The organism is Streptomyces koelreuteriae (genome assembly GCF_018604545.1).
Taxonomy (GTDB): domain Bacteria; phylum Actinomycetota; class Actinomycetes; order Streptomycetales; family Streptomycetaceae; genus Streptomyces; species Streptomyces koelreuteriae.
The window spans coordinates 6,589,253-6,602,240 of record NZ_CP075896.1 but is presented as its reverse complement, the minus strand read 5'-3'; the positions used below and the strand labels follow the sequence as shown (position 1 = coordinate 6,602,240).

Genomic DNA, 12,988 nt, shown 5'->3' with positions numbered 1-12,988 from the left:
TGATGCGACCGGTCACCGGATCCTCCCCGCTCCCGCGCCGCGGGCCACGGCCCGGTCGGCCGCCTCGGCGCTGTCGATCCGCCCGTGCAGGGTGGGGGTCCAGCCGACGTCGGCGGTCAGATCGCGCTCGCTGCCCGAGTTGTAGGCGTTGTAAATCGCGAGCAGGTCGACCGGGTAGCCGTTGAAAACGGTGCCGCTCTGGTGCAGGGCGCTGCCGTTCCAGCTCTTGACCAGGTCGGCGACCTCCACATGGCCGGGGGCGTGGAAGGCGTTGTTCTCGGCGAAGATCTTCGACTCGGTGGAGACGCCGAGGGAGTAGCGGTGGTAGTCGCCGGTGATGTCGTAGCGGTTGTTGTAGACGTGCACCTGCCCGAAGCGGACGCGCGGGGCGCGCTGCACGACCGACTCGAAGGCGTTGTGGTGCAGGGTGACCCGGAGCTTGCCCCGGTCGCCGGTGGCGGTGTCGCCGTTGCCGATGAGCATCGCCTTGTCGTGGTCGGCGAACCGGCTCCAGGAGACGGTCACCAGGTCGGAGCCGCCTGTGATGTCGAGCAGTCCGTCGTGGCGCAGGTAGTTGCGGGCGAAGTAGGTGGGTTCCTTCGCGTCCGGGTGGCCCCGGTCGGATGCGGTGATGTGGTCGACCCACACATGGGTGGCGCCGGTCAGCCAGATGGCGTCGTAGGCCGCCTTCCAGTCGCCGAGGCCGCCGGTGTTGGGCTGCCAGACGGGGAAGCAGTCGTAGGCGTCGCGTACGTCGAGGTTGCGGATGATCACGTTGTCGGCGTTCTTGACCTGGAGGCTGGCGCCCTTGAGGACGGCCGAGTCGCCGAGTCCGACGAGGGTGGTGTTGGAGCCGACGGGCAGCACGATCCGCTCGGCCTGCTCCGCGGCGGAGGCCTGGCGGGCCTCCTCCTGCGGGCCGCTGGGCTTGGCGGAACCCCAGGTGCGGGGGTCGTAGGCGGCGAGGTACTTCTTCAGGCTGTAGCCGCCGGTGGCGTAGTCGGAGCAGTCCAGGCGGTCGCCGTCGTCGTCGGTGTTGGCGTCGATGGTCCCGGCGATCCTGATGATCTTCGGGGTGTCGCTGCCGCCGTCGAGGGCGCGGACCAGTCCGGCCCGGTCGGTGACGGTGAAGACGTGCTCGGCGTCGGCGGCGGCGCCTCCGGTGGTGCCCGCGCCCTCGGCGGCCCAGCCGTCGTTCGCGGGCAGGGTGTCGCGGCTGATGTCCCGGTCCTCGGCGTGCGCGGGGACGCACAGCAGCGCCAGCAGCCCAGCGGTGACAGCCAGTTGTCTGCCCCTCATCCCTTCACCGCCCCCGCGCTGAACCCGGTGATCAGCCACTTCTGGATGAAGGCGAACACGATCACGACCGGGACGGCCGCGATGATGCCGCCCGCCGCGAGGGCGCCCAGGTCGACGCTGTCCGCGCTCATCAGGGAGTTGAGGCCGACCGGGATCGTCTGCTTGTCCTGGTTGTTCAGGAACATCAGGGCGAACAGGAAGTGGTTCCAGGAGTGGACGAAGGCGAACGAGCCGACGGCGATCAGGCCCGGCCGCAGCAGCGGCAGCACCACGATCCGGAAGGCCGTCATGCGGTTGCAGCCGTCCACCCAGGCCGCCTCCTCCAGGGAGTACGGCACGTTCTTGATGAAGTTGCTGATCAGGATCATCGACAGCGGCAGCTGGAAGACCGTCTCGGCGAGGATGACACTACCCAGCGAGTTGATCATCTGCAGTTCGGCGAAGATCTCGAACAGCGGCACCAGCAGCAAGGCGCCCGGCACGAACTGGGAGCACAGCAGCGCCAGCATGAACGCCCGCTTGATCTTGAAGTCGAACCGGGCGAGGGCGTAGCCGCCGGCCAGGGCGACGAGCGTCGTCATCAGCAGGGTGGCGACGCCGACGAGCACGCTGTTGGTGAAGTAGGTGCCGAAGCTGCGGTCCGTCCACACCTTCTCGAAGTGCTCGAAGGTCATCGGCCAGGGCACGAGCGAGGTCGAGCCGGCCGGGCGCAGCGAGAAGAGCAGGATCCAGTAGAAGGGGATGAGCGTGAAGACCAGGTAGATGCCCAGGGGCAGATAGACCTGCCAGCGGGGTGCCTCGTCCCACGCGCGCTTCCTCTTCGGGTGCCGCGGCGATTCGGGGGTGGCGCGCACGGGAGCGGGCGCCGCCTTGGTGGCTTCCTTGACGCTCACTTGTTGTCGCCTCCGAACTTGCTCAGCCGCAGATAGACCATCGAGCAGAAGAGCAGGATCACGAACGCGACCGTGGTCAGGGCGGACGCGTAGCCGAAGTTGTGGGCGTCGACCGAGGTGTTGGCGATGTACAGCGGGAGGGTCGTGGTCTCCCCCGCCGGGCCGCCGCCGGTCAGCGTGTAGAGCAGGTCGACGTTGTTGAACTCCCACACCGCGCGCAGCAGCGTGGACAGGATGATGGCGTCCTTCAGATGCGGCAGCGTGATGTGCCAGAACTGCTTGATGCGGCTGGCCCCGTCGACCTCGGCGGCCTCGTACAGGTCCTTCGAGACGGACTGGAGGTCGGCGAGGATGAGGATCGCGAAGAAGGGAACGCCTCGCCACAGGTCGGCCACGACCGCCGCCGGGAACACCGTGGAGGTGTCCGACAGCCAGCTCGTGCCGTAGGAGCCGATGCCCAGGTCCGCGAGGTAACGGGTGATGCCCGTCTGGGAGTTGTAGAGCAGCACCCAGATCGCGGAGGTCAGTACGCCGGAGACGGCCCACGGGGAGAAGACCAGGGCGCGTCCCAGGCCCCGGCCCACGAAGGTCTGGTTGACGATGAGGGCCAGCGCGAGACCGAACAGCAACTGGAGTCCGACCTCGACGACGACCCACTTGGCGCTGAAGACCAGGGTGTCCCAGAAGATCGGGTCCTTGGTGAAGGCGTGGACGAAGTTGTCGAAGCCCGCGTAGCCGTTCCGCCACGGCTTGGTGGGGTTGTAGTTCTGCAGGCTGTAGTAGAAGACGCTGATGACCGGGTAGGCGATGAAGCCCAGCATGAGCAGGGCGGCCGGGGCGATCAGCAGGTACGGGAGCCTGCGCGGCGTGGCGGAGGCCCGGCGCCGCCGGGGTGGCGCGGGCGGTTTCGCCACGGCTGCGGCTTGGGCCATGACAGTTCTCCGTTCTCAGTACGTTCGCACTTCGCGCACGGGTTCGCGTGAAGCGCTTTCTTTCCAAGCAGGGTGGTGCCGGGTCGTGCTGAGGTGCGTGGGCGCGCCGAGGGGCGCGGGTGGTGCGTGGGCGCGCCGAGGGGGCGCGGATGGTGCCTGAGCGGTGCGGTGCGGTGGCGCGAGGTGGTGCTGTGGCGCGAGGGTCGTACCGTGTCGCTGAGGTGGTGCCGTGGCGCTGGGTCGTGCCGTGCGCTGCTGTCGTGCCGTGGGGCGTGTCGTGCCGTGGGGCTCAGCCCGCGTACGGGTCCTGCACCTTGCCCGAGCGGGCCAGGAACTCGAAGTCGCAGCCGGTGTCGGCCTGCGTGATCTGCTCGTTGTAGAGCGCGCCGTAGCCGCGCTCGTACCGGGTGAGCGGCGGTGTCCAGTCCGCCCTGCGCCGCTCCAGCTCCTCGTCGTCCACGTGGAGATGGAGGGTGCGCGCCTCGACGTCGAGAGTGATGGAGTCGCCGGTGCGGACGAGGGCGAGCGGTCCGCCGACGTACGACTCCGGTGCCACGTGCAGCACGCACGCGCCGTAACTCGTGCCGCTCATCCGGGCGTCGGAGATCCGGACCATGTCCCGGACGCCCTGCTTGAGCAGGTAGTCGGGCAGGGGCAGCATCCCGTACTCGGGCATGCCCGGGCCGCCCTTGGGGCCGGCGCCCCGCAGCACGAGGACGTGCTCGGGGGTGATGCCGAGCGACGGGTCGTTGATGGTGCGCTGCATCGTCTTGTAGTCGTCGAAGACGACGGCGGGCCCGGTGTGCTTGAGCAGGTGCCGCTCGGCCGCGATGTGCTTGATGACGGCACCGTCGGGGCAGAGGTTGCCGCGCAGTACGGCGACTCCGCCCTCGGCGGCGACCGGGTTCTCGCGGGTGCGGATGACGTCGTCGTCGTGCACGACGGCGTCCCCGATCTGCTCCCCCAGGGTCCCGTTGACGGTGGGCCGGTCCAGGTGCAGCAGGTCGGTGATCCGCGAGAGGAAGGCGGGCAGACCGCCGGCGAAGTAGAAGTCCTCCATGAGGTACGTCTGTCCGCCGGGCCGGACGTTGGCGAGCACCGGCACGGTGCGGGCGATGCGGTCGAAGTCGTCGAGGGTGAGCCGGACCCGGCAGCGCCCCGCCATGGCGATCAGGTGAATGACGGCGTTGGTGGAACCGCCGAGCCCGAGCACCGTGGTGACGGCGTCCTCGAAGGCCTCGCGGGTGAGGATCCGGGACGGTTTGAGCGCGGTCCAGGCGAGCTCCACGGCACGGCGCCCGGAGGCGGCGGCCATCCGCTCGTGCCCGGAGTCGACGGCCGGGATCGAGGAGGCGCCCGGCAGTGTCATACCGAGGGCTTCCGCCGCCGCGGTCATCGTCGACGCGGTCCCCATGGTCATGCAGTGACCGGGAGAACGCGCCAGTCCGCCCTGCAGCTCCCTGAGTTCGCAGTCGGTCAGGTTGCCCGCGCGGTGCTCGTCCCAGTACTTCCACATGTCGGTGCCGGACCCGAGGGTCTCACCGCGCCAGTGGCCCGGCAGCATCGGCCCCGCCGGCGCGAAGATCGCCGGTACGTCGGCCGAGGCCGCGCCCATGAGCAGCGCGGGCGTCGACTTGTCGCAGCCGCCGAGCAGCACCGCCGCGTCGATCGGGTACGACCGCAGCAGCTCCTCCGTCTCCATCGCGAGGAGGTTGCGATAGAGCATCGGGGTCGGCTTCTGGTACGTCTCGGAGAGCGTGGCGACCGGGAACTCCAGCGGGAAGCCGCCGGCCTGCCACACGCCCCGCTTGACCGCCTCGGCGCGCTCGCGCAGATGGACATGGCAGGGATTGATGTCGGACCAGGTGTTCAGGACGGCGATCACCGGGCGGCCCCGGTACTCCTCCGCCTCGTAACCGAGCTGGCGCATACGGGCGTTGTGCGACCAGGTGCGCAGCTGGCCCTCGGCGCCGTACCACTGATGGCTCCTGAGGTCCTCGGGGCTCAGCCTGCCGGTCATATCGACCACCCCGCGGCGATGGCGGCGACCTCGGCGCGCTCGCTCTCCGGGAGCGGCTTGCTCGGCGGGCGGACCTCACGGCGGCACAGTCCGAGGGAGGCGAGGGCCTCCTTGACGACGGTGACGTTGTTGGCGGAGCCGCTGTCGGCGCGCAGTTCCTCGAAGCGGCGGATCTGCTCCCAGACCTTCATGGCGGCCGGGTAGTCGCCGGAGCGCAGCGCCTCGATCATGTTCAGGGAGACGGCGGGGGCGACGTTGACGAGCCCCGAGGTGAATCCGGTGGCGCCCGCCGAGAAGTAGGAGGGGGCGTACGGCTCGGCGAGGCCCGCCACCCACACGAACCGCTCAAGACCGGCGTCCCGGGCGAAGGCTGCGAACCTGGCGGCGTCCGGGACGGCGTACTTCACGCCGATGACGTTCGGGCAGGCGTCGGCGAGTTCGGCGAGCCGGGCCCCGGTGAGCTGCGGGTTGCGGACGTACGGGACGACGCCCAGCTCGGGCACGGCCTCGGCGACGGCCCGGTGGTAGTCGACCCAGCCACCCTGGGAGACGTAGGGGTGGACGGGCTGGTGGACCATCACCATCCGGGCGCCGAGTTCCCGGGCGTGCCGGGCGGAGGCGACGGCGGTCGGCACGTCGTGCCCGACCCCGACCAGGACGACGGCCCGGTCCCCTGCCTCGTCCATGGTCAACTCGGTGACCAGACGGCGCTCTTCGGGGGTCAGGGCGTAGAACTCGCCGGTGTTGCCGTTCGGGGTGAGGGTCGTGATGCCGCCGTCGAGCAGACGGCGCAGCAGGGCCCGGTAGGTGTCCTCGGCGACGGAGCCGTCCTCGGCGAACGGGGTCACCGGGATCGCCACCACGTCGGCCAGGGCCGCCCGCTGGGTCTCGAACGCCACGCTGCTCATTGCTGACCTTCCTGTTCCAGTCCTGCCTCGGGGAAAGCACGCCGTACGAAGGACGCGATGTGGGAGTGGAGGGCGCGGGCCGCGCCGTCGGCGTCGCCGTCGAGGGCGAGCCGGAGGATCTCGCGGTGCTCGCCGGCCTCCCGCTCCCAGGACGGGGAGGCGGCCCAGGCGACGGCGGAGACCAGGGCGGCCTGGTCGCGGACCTCGTCGAGCATCCGGCCGAGCAGCGGGTTGCCGCAGGGCAGGTACAGGGCGCGGTGGAACTCCCGGTTGGCGAGGGACCGTTCGGCGGTGTCGACGGCCGCGTCGGCCCTGGTCAGCGCCTCACGGGCGGCGTCCAGGGAGGCCCCGCGCTGTACGGCGCGCTTCAGCGCCTCGGGTTCCAGCAGCAGCCGTACGTCGTAGACCTCGCGTGCCATGTCCGCGTCCACCAGGCGCACGGTGACGCCCTTGTACTGGCTCATCACGACCAGCCCGGTCCCGGCGAGGGTCTTGAGGGCCTCGCGCACCGGGGTCTTCGACACCCCGAACTGTGCGGCGAGCTCGGTCTCGACCAGCGCCTGCCCGGGCGTCAACTGCCCGGTGAGGATGCGGTGCTTGATCCCTTCCAGCACGAACTGCGTGCGGGAGGGGATCGGCGTGGGCACAGAGGTCATGCGCGCCTCTCGGATCTCGCGTCACGACGGATCGCGTATGGGATCTCGCGTATCGCGTCTCATATATGACGTACGAAGTACGACGCGATGACCGTAGGAGGGCGCGTGTGGTTCGTCAATGCTTTCGACAAAGGAAAGGGAAATCGCTTTCTACGGGCCTGGCGTCCACCCCGGCTTCCGCCCGCTCAGCCCCACCGCCCGGTCCAGCAGCGCCGCGTCCGCGCCCACGGGCACGACGGGGCCGAAGATCTCACCGCGGCCGGGGTCGTCGGCCGCCGCCGTGAGGAAGTCGTGGCAGACCTGGAGCGCGGCCGGGTCGGGGGCGTAGGGCCGGCCGGTGGCGCGGGCCAGGTCCCAGCCGTGGATCACCAGCTCGTCGGTGGCGACGAGGCCCGCGATCTCGCCGGGCAGGTCCAGGCCTCCGGCCCGGGTCATACCGGTCCACGCGGCCGGGTCGCGCCAGGCCTCGGCCAGTTCACCGAGCACCTCGGGCAGCTCCTCGCGCCAGCCGGGGCCGATGTCCGGGAGCGCGGACTGCGGATTGGTGTCGGTCGTGGCTCCGAGGTCCTTGCGGCCGGCGTCACGGAAGGCGGCGGCCAGTCCGGCCAGATGGCCCAGCACATGGCGCACCCTGTACTCGGGGCAGGGCGTCGGGCCCGCGAGCTGCTCGTCGGTGACAGCTTCGGCCAGGCGTGCGACGACCGCCGTCTGGGGTCCGAGGTCGAGGGTCGGGGTCGTGTCGGTCATCGGCTGCTCCTCCTGGTTCCGTTCCTGAGAGGTGGACCGACGGCGACCGCGGAACTCATCGCCCGGACTAAAATATACATAGGGGTTATTTCAGGCATCTTCGGTGACAGGTGATGCGTGATGACACAGGACGGCGCGCTGAGACTGCATCTGGAGTACGAGCTGGACGATCTGTGCCCGGTCGTGTTCCGCAAGCTGACCGAGCCCCGGGAACTGGCACGCTGGTGGGGCCCGGACGGGTTCGACACCCCGGGTGTGGAGATCGATCTCCGCCCGGGTGGTGCCTACCGGATCGCGATGCAGCCCCCGGAAGGCGAGCTGTTCCACCTGGTGGGCGAATACATCGACGTCGATCCCCCGGTAGGCCTGTCGTACACCTTCCGCTGGGAGGAGCCCGACCCCGAGGACCGGGAGACGGTGGTGACACTGTCGCTGCACGACACCGACGTCAGACGGTCCGAGCTCACCCTCGACCAGGGCGACTTCGCCACCGAGCGGCGGCGGGTACTCCACGAGGAAGGCTGGGTGCAGAGCCTCGGCAAGCTGGGGGAAATGCTCGCCTCACCCTGGGATTGATCACTGTCCCCGAGCACGAACTAAGGCACCCTCCCGATCCCTCCGCCCGGTCCTTAGCCCCACGATGGCCAGGCATGACGATCAAGTCGACCTGGCCTCTCGTGCTCGTCCTGCGCGACCGCAACGCGGGGCTCTACCTCTCCTCCGTGGTGGTCTCCGGCTTCGGCACCTCGGCCCTGTGGCTCGCGTCCGGCGTCTGGGTCAAGGACCTCACCGGTTCGGACGGCCTGGCCGCACTGTGCGTGCTCGCCATGTGGCTGCCGACCCTGGCCGGCCCGCTGCTCGGCACCCTCGCCGACCGGGGCAGCCGCAAGCCGCTGCTGATCGGCGTGAACCTGCTCCTGGCCGCCCTCCTGCTCACCCTCGTGAGCGTCGACGCCCCGGGCGACCTGTGGCTGCTGTACGCGGTGCTGTTCCTGTACGGCGCGGCGGGAGTCGTCCAGGACGCGGCCGAATCGGCGCTGGTGGCCGACGCCGTCGACCCATCCCTGCTCGGCGACTTCAACGGCCTGCGCATGACGGCCGCCGAGGGCATGAAACTCCTGGCCCCGCTGGCGGGCGCGGGCCTGTACGCCGCGTACGGCGGTGCGAGCGTCGCCCTCTTGGACGCGGCGACGTTCGTGCTGGCCACAGGGTTGTACGCGCTACTGCGGGTCCGGGAGCGGCAGCCCGCCCCACCCACCGGAAACCACCGGAAGCGAACCGCCGAGGGCGCCCGCCACCTCTGGTCCCACCCCGTGCTGCGCCCCCTGGTCCTGGCGGGCGGCGCGACCATGCTGTGCGCCGGAGTGAACGGGGCGATGGTCTACGCCGTCGTCGACGGCCTCGGGCACTCCCCCGCGTACGCCGGTGTGCTGTACGCCGTCCAGGGCGCCGGGTCGGTGGCGATCGGCCTGCTCTCCGGCACGGCCCTGCGCCGACTGGGCGCGCGGCGCTTCGCGGCGTACGGCATCGCCCTGCTGGCCGTCGCGGTGGCCCTGCGGGCGGTGCCGTCCGACCCCCTGGCGCTGGTGTCCGGCGCGGCGATCGGCGCGGGCCTGCCCGCCGTACTGATCGCCACCCTGACCTCGGTACAGCGCGAGACCCCCGGCCCACTGCTGGGCCGCGTCACCGCCACGGCCAACACGCTGGTGTACACCCCGAACGTGCTCGGCCTGGCCACCGGGGCGACCTTGGTCGAACTGACCGACCACCGGCTGGTACTAGTGGCCCTGGGAGGGGCGCTGCTGCTGACGGCGACCCCGCTGTTCCGGCGCCAGGCGCGGGCGGAACGGAGCGGGTGGAGAGCGCCGTCGGATGCCGACGCGGCGTGATGGCAGCTCGTCGACGCCGAGCCACCGGGGGGGCGGGCCCGGGCCGAGTCAGCGCACTACCGGCCGGTGCCGTCGGGCTCTGGGCGCGGCCCTGCTGGCAACGGCGACCCCGCTGATCGGGCGCCCAGCCACCGGAGGGACCTGACCGAGCTGGCCCGCCACCGGCATGTGCCGAGGCCCCGGGCGCGGCCCTGCTGGCAACGGCAGCCCCGCTGATCCGGCGCCCAGCACCGACGGAACAGACCACTCCGAGATCGCCGTCGGACACCAACCCGACATGACGAAGCCACAGCCCGCCAACGCCCAGCCACCGGGCTCGGCCCCGGCCGAATCAGCACACCACCAGCCGCTGCTGTCAGGCACTGGACGCGGCCCCCCTGGCGACAGCGGCCCCGCCTGAAAGAGCCACCGGCCCGCGCGCCCCCGCAGCCTCAGCGCCCCGCGAGCACGGCGCGGACCGCATCCAGGTCCCCGTCCGATGCCAACCCGGCGTGATACAGCCGCAGCTCGGTGGCCCCGAGGCGGCGGGCCTCGGCCATGTCGTCGGCGAGGGTGTCGAGGCTGCCGCCCATGCCCGAGATGACGGGGAAGTTGGCGGCGATGACGGCGTCCTCCTTGCCCTGGCTCGCGAACGGCGCCAGGGTGCCGGTGCCTCCCGCGCAGGGCACGACCACGCCGTCCGCGACGGAGAGGATGTGCGCCGGGTCGACGCCGGGGTTGGCGCCGACGTGGTAGGACACCGGGTCCGCGTGCAGCAGCACCTGGAAGCCGTCGGGGGCGGCGGCCCGGACCGCGGCGACGGCCTGCTCCTGGAGCGTGCGGGCGGTGTCGTCGCGCCACGCGCGCGTGGTGTGCGCGAGGGTCTCGCCGAGGAGCTTCTCGATGCCGGTCCAGCCCCCGTCGGAGGGCGTCGCCCCCTGCCAGACCGGCTCCAGCGCGGTCCGTACGGCGGCGGCCAGCTCGTCGGCGTCGAGGCCGTGCCGGCCGTAGCCCTCCCGGCAGGACGGGCAGAAGCAGAGCGCCATCAGGTACTGCCCGGCGTCCCCGAGGCCGATGCCGCCGGTCTTGTCGTGGGCGTGCAGATGCTGCAGGCCGTACCAGCCGAGGGACTCCAGCTCGGTGCCCCGCGCCCCGGGCCGTACCGCCGCCTCCGCCGCCAGGTCGGTCAGGTACGCGCGCGTGGCGGGCTGGGCGATGCACGGCGCCCAGGGGTAGTGGTCGCCGTAGGCGTTGACGACCGAGGTGTCCGGGTGCTCGGCGCCGAGGCGGGAGTTGTGCGCGAGGACGACCCAGGTGTGCACCCCGAGACCGGCGTCCGCAAGAGCGACGGCGGCCTCCCCGAAGGCGTCCCCGGGGGCCCAGGCGCCGGCCGCGTAGGGGCGCAGCTCGCGCCCAGCCCAGCGGTCGTCCGCCGGATACAGCACGGAGGCGTGCTCGGCGGTGACGATGCGGTGGCGCGGGTGGCGGGGCGTGAGGGCGCGCGTGGAGTGGTAGGCGGCGGCGAGCGTCACCTGCTCCACACCGAGCGCGGCGATCCGCGCGGGCGCCTCCGGGTCCCCGTTGACGTCCCAGGGATAGACGAATGCCGACGCCTTCACTTGGCCTCCTCCAGCAGCGCATAGCCGCGTTCGATCAGTTCGGCGAGCTGCTTGACATGATCCTCGGTCGGCTCGTGCAGCGGGGGCCGCACCTCGCCCACGTCGAGGCCACGCAGCCGTACACCGGCCTTGACGAGGGCGACGGCGTAACCACGCCCCTGGGCACGCAGTTCGACGAACGGGCGGAAGAAGCCGTCCAGCAGCTTCTCGACGGTCCGTTCGTCGCCGTTGCCGAGGGCCTGGTGGAAGGCGAGGGCCAGCTCGGGCGCGAAGCAGAACACGGCGGAGGAGTAGAGCGTGACACCGAGGGCGCGGTAGGCGAGCTGGGTCTGCTCGGCGGTCGGCAGGCCGTTGAAGTACAGGAAATCGCCCGGGACCTCCGAGCGCACCGCGCTGATGACGCGCTGCATGAGGTCGAGGTCGCCGAGCCCGTCCTTGAGGCCGATGATCCCGTCCGTGCGGGCCAGTTCGACGACGGTCTCCGGGGTGAAGACAGCGTTGTCGCGCTGGTAGACGATGACCGGCAGGGCGGTCGCGGCGGCCACCTCCCGGTAGTGCCGCAGCAGGCCTTCCTGCCCGGCGACGACGAGGTAGGGCGGCATGGCGAGCAGCCCGTCCGCCCCTGCGGCCTCGGCGAGGCGGGCGTAGCGCACGGCGAGCGCGGTGCCGTACCCGGCGCCCGCGACCACCGGCACACGCCCCTCGGTCGCCTCGACGGCCGCCCGGACACACCGCTCGAACTCCTCAGGCGTGAGCGCGTGGAACTCGCCGGTGCCGCAGCAGGCGAACACGGCGGCGGCTCCGGCCTCCACCCCGCGGCGTACATGCGTGCGGTAGGCGTCGAGGTCCACGGAGCCGTCGGGGCCGTACGCGGTGACCGGGAAGAACAGCGGTCCGCTGGGGACGGTGAGCCGAGCGGCGAGAGGGGCTGACGTCACAAGCTCTCCCGGTTCCATATTCATGATTGGCGTCTATATTTCTGAACACCTCCACGCTAAGGCGCCCCCTTGGTGCCGGTCAAGCGCGCGAACCCGCGACGCACCAGCGGATTCGCCGCTCCCGCGCCATACTTGACGGGCTCCACCCCAGCTCCTTAGCGTGTCCACGCATATGAATGCCGTGCGCCCATGTACACGGCGGCCCATTCAAGGAGACCCGAGGATGCCCGCTCCCCGCACCGTTCTGCTCACCGGCGCCGCCGGCGGCCTCGGCACCCTGATGCGGGACCTGCTCCCGGCCTACGGCTACGAGCTGCGCCTGCTCGACCTGCGCCCGATCGAGGACGCGCCGGACGCGATCGTCGCCGACCTCGGCGACAAGGACGCCGTGCGCGAGGCGGTCCGGGGCGTCGACGCGATCATCCACCTCGCGGGCATCTCCCTGGAAGCCCCCTTCGAGAAGATCCTCAAGGCGAACATCGAGGGCACCTACCACCTGTACGAGGCCGCCCGCGAGGAGGGCGTCGGCCGGATCGTCTTCGCCTCCTCCAACCACGCCGTCGGCTACACCCCGCGCCCCCGGGGCGACGACCCGCTCATCCCCATCGACACCCCGCACCGCCCGGACACCTTCTACGGCCTGTCCAAGTCCTTCGGCGAAGACCTCGCGCAGTTCTACTGGGACAAGCACGGCGTCGAGACGGTCTCGGTGCGCATCGGCTCCTGCTTCGCCGAGCCGACCAGCGTGCGCATGCTGTCGATCTGGATGAGCCCGACCGACGGCGCCCGTCTCCTCCACGCGAGCCTGACCGCCGAGAACGTCGGCCACACCGTCGTCTACGGCTCCTCCGCCAACACCCGGCTCTGGTGGGACCTCACCACGGCACGCGCGCTCGGCTACGACCCCCAGGACGACTCCGAGCCCTTCGCCGAGAAGCTGATCGCCGAGCAGGGAGAGCTGCGGGACGGCAACGAGGCCCACGCCTACCTCGGCGGCCCGTTCGTGACGGACCCGCCGATCTGGCCGTACTGACCCGAAGACAGTGCCTCCGGCGGTGAGCGGGCAGAGAACGGACCCGCCCGCTCGGGCATTCGGGCAACGCCGCCA

At 71.2% G+C, this 12,988-nt stretch carries 12 protein-coding genes; 3 read left to right on the top strand and 9 right to left on the bottom strand.

What is annotated here, in order from left to right; translation table 11 throughout:
* Window positions 1-12: 12 nt before the first annotated feature.
* The 7 genes from KJK29_RS29740 to KJK29_RS29710 all read right to left on the bottom strand — a co-directional run bounded on the left by KJK29_RS29740 (window position 13) and on the right by KJK29_RS29710 (window position 7,455).
* Window positions 13-1,299: a pectate lyase family protein gene (locus tag KJK29_RS29740; RefSeq protein WP_215122259.1), complete on the bottom strand. Its 1,287-nt coding sequence runs from the start codon at window positions 1,297-1,299 to the stop codon at window positions 13-15.
* A complete protein-coding gene (locus KJK29_RS29735) occupies window positions 1,296-2,192 on the bottom strand; it encodes a carbohydrate ABC transporter permease (RefSeq protein ID WP_215122258.1) in 897 nt (298 codons plus the stop codon). The genes KJK29_RS29740 and KJK29_RS29735 overlap by 4 nt, the downstream gene beginning before the upstream one ends.
* Window positions 2,189-3,124, bottom strand: a complete 936-nt coding sequence (locus tag KJK29_RS29730; protein WP_215122257.1) for a carbohydrate ABC transporter permease — start codon at window positions 3,122-3,124, stop codon at window positions 2,189-2,191. The genes KJK29_RS29735 and KJK29_RS29730 overlap by 4 nt, the downstream gene beginning before the upstream one ends.
* 289 nt (window positions 3,125-3,413) lie before the next feature.
* Entirely contained in the window at window positions 3,414-5,144 is a 1,731-nt protein-coding gene (araD, locus tag KJK29_RS29725; RefSeq protein ID WP_215122256.1) for an L-arabinonate dehydratase, read from the bottom strand.
* Entirely contained in the window at window positions 5,141-6,052 is a 912-nt protein-coding gene (locus KJK29_RS29720; protein ID WP_215122255.1) for a dihydrodipicolinate synthase family protein, read from the bottom strand. Before KJK29_RS29720 ends, araD begins: the two co-directional genes overlap by 4 nt.
* Window positions 6,049-6,708 (bottom strand): GntR family transcriptional regulator, encoded by a 660-nt coding sequence (locus tag KJK29_RS29715; RefSeq protein ID WP_215122254.1) that lies wholly within the window; start codon window positions 6,706-6,708, stop codon window positions 6,049-6,051. Before KJK29_RS29715 ends, KJK29_RS29720 begins: the two co-directional genes overlap by 4 nt.
* A 150-nt stretch (window positions 6,709-6,858) precedes the next feature.
* Window positions 6,859-7,455 (bottom strand): TIGR03086 family metal-binding protein, encoded by a 597-nt coding sequence (locus KJK29_RS29710; RefSeq protein WP_215122253.1) that lies wholly within the window; start codon window positions 7,453-7,455, stop codon window positions 6,859-6,861.
* Window positions 7,456-7,575: 120 nt separating this feature from the next.
* Here KJK29_RS29710 and KJK29_RS29705 point away from each other — a divergent pair, with 120 nt between their 5' ends.
* Both KJK29_RS29705 and KJK29_RS29700 read left to right on the top strand, forming a co-directional pair.
* Window positions 7,576-8,031, top strand: a complete 456-nt coding sequence (locus tag KJK29_RS29705) for an SRPBCC family protein (RefSeq protein WP_251057976.1) — start codon at window positions 7,576-7,578, stop codon at window positions 8,029-8,031.
* A 74-nt stretch (window positions 8,032-8,105) separates the two neighbouring features.
* Entirely contained in the window at window positions 8,106-9,344 is a 1,239-nt protein-coding gene (locus KJK29_RS29700; protein WP_215122251.1) for an MFS transporter, read from the top strand.
* Window positions 9,345-9,775: 431 nt separating this feature from the next.
* On the opposite strand, the gene KJK29_RS29695 is transcribed toward KJK29_RS29700, so the two are convergent.
* The gene (locus KJK29_RS29695) at window positions 9,776-10,942 is read right to left on the bottom strand and encodes a hypothetical protein (RefSeq protein WP_215122250.1); all 1,167 of its coding nucleotides are present in this window, start codon (window positions 10,940-10,942) and stop codon (window positions 9,776-9,778) included.
* On the bottom strand, window positions 10,939-11,880 hold the full coding sequence (locus KJK29_RS29690) for a 5-dehydro-4-deoxyglucarate dehydratase (protein WP_215122249.1): 942 nt from the start codon (window positions 11,878-11,880) through the stop codon (window positions 10,939-10,941). Before KJK29_RS29690 ends, KJK29_RS29695 begins: the two co-directional genes overlap by 4 nt.
* Window positions 11,881-12,103: 223 nt before the next feature.
* Here KJK29_RS29690 and KJK29_RS29685 point away from each other — a divergent pair, with 223 nt between their 5' ends.
* Window positions 12,104-12,913: an NAD-dependent epimerase/dehydratase family protein gene (locus KJK29_RS29685; RefSeq protein ID WP_215122248.1), complete on the top strand. Its 810-nt coding sequence runs from the start codon at window positions 12,104-12,106 to the stop codon at window positions 12,911-12,913.
* Window positions 12,914-12,988: the final 75 nt, after the last annotated feature.

Bases quoted from the DNA above. Each gene is read 5' to 3' on its own strand.
- KJK29_RS29740 (WP_215122259.1), bottom strand. From the start codon at position 1,299: ATGAGGGGCAGACAACTGGCTGTCACCGCTGGGCTGCTGGCGCTGCTG.
- KJK29_RS29730 (WP_215122257.1), bottom strand. From the start codon at position 3,124: ATGGCCCAAGCCGCAGCCGTGGCGAAACCGCCCGCGCCACCCCGGCGG.
- araD (WP_215122256.1), bottom strand. From the start codon at position 5,144: ATGACCGGCAGGCTGAGCCCCGAGGACCTCAGGAGCCATCAGTGGTAC.
- KJK29_RS29720 (WP_215122255.1), bottom strand. From the start codon at position 6,052: ATGAGCAGCGTGGCGTTCGAGACCCAGCGGGCGGCCCTGGCCGACGTG.
- KJK29_RS29715 (WP_215122254.1), bottom strand. From the start codon at position 6,708: ATGACCTCTGTGCCCACGCCGATCCCCTCCCGCACGCAGTTCGTGCTG.
- KJK29_RS29710 (WP_215122253.1), bottom strand. From the start codon at position 7,455: ATGACCGACACGACCCCGACCCTCGACCTCGGACCCCAGACGGCGGTC.
- KJK29_RS29705 (WP_251057976.1), top strand. From the start codon at position 7,576: ATGACACAGGACGGCGCGCTGAGACTGCATCTGGAGTACGAGCTGGAC.
- KJK29_RS29700 (WP_215122251.1), top strand. From the start codon at position 8,106: ATGACGATCAAGTCGACCTGGCCTCTCGTGCTCGTCCTGCGCGACCGC.
- KJK29_RS29685 (WP_215122248.1), top strand. From the start codon at position 12,104: ATGCCCGCTCCCCGCACCGTTCTGCTCACCGGCGCCGCCGGCGGCCTC.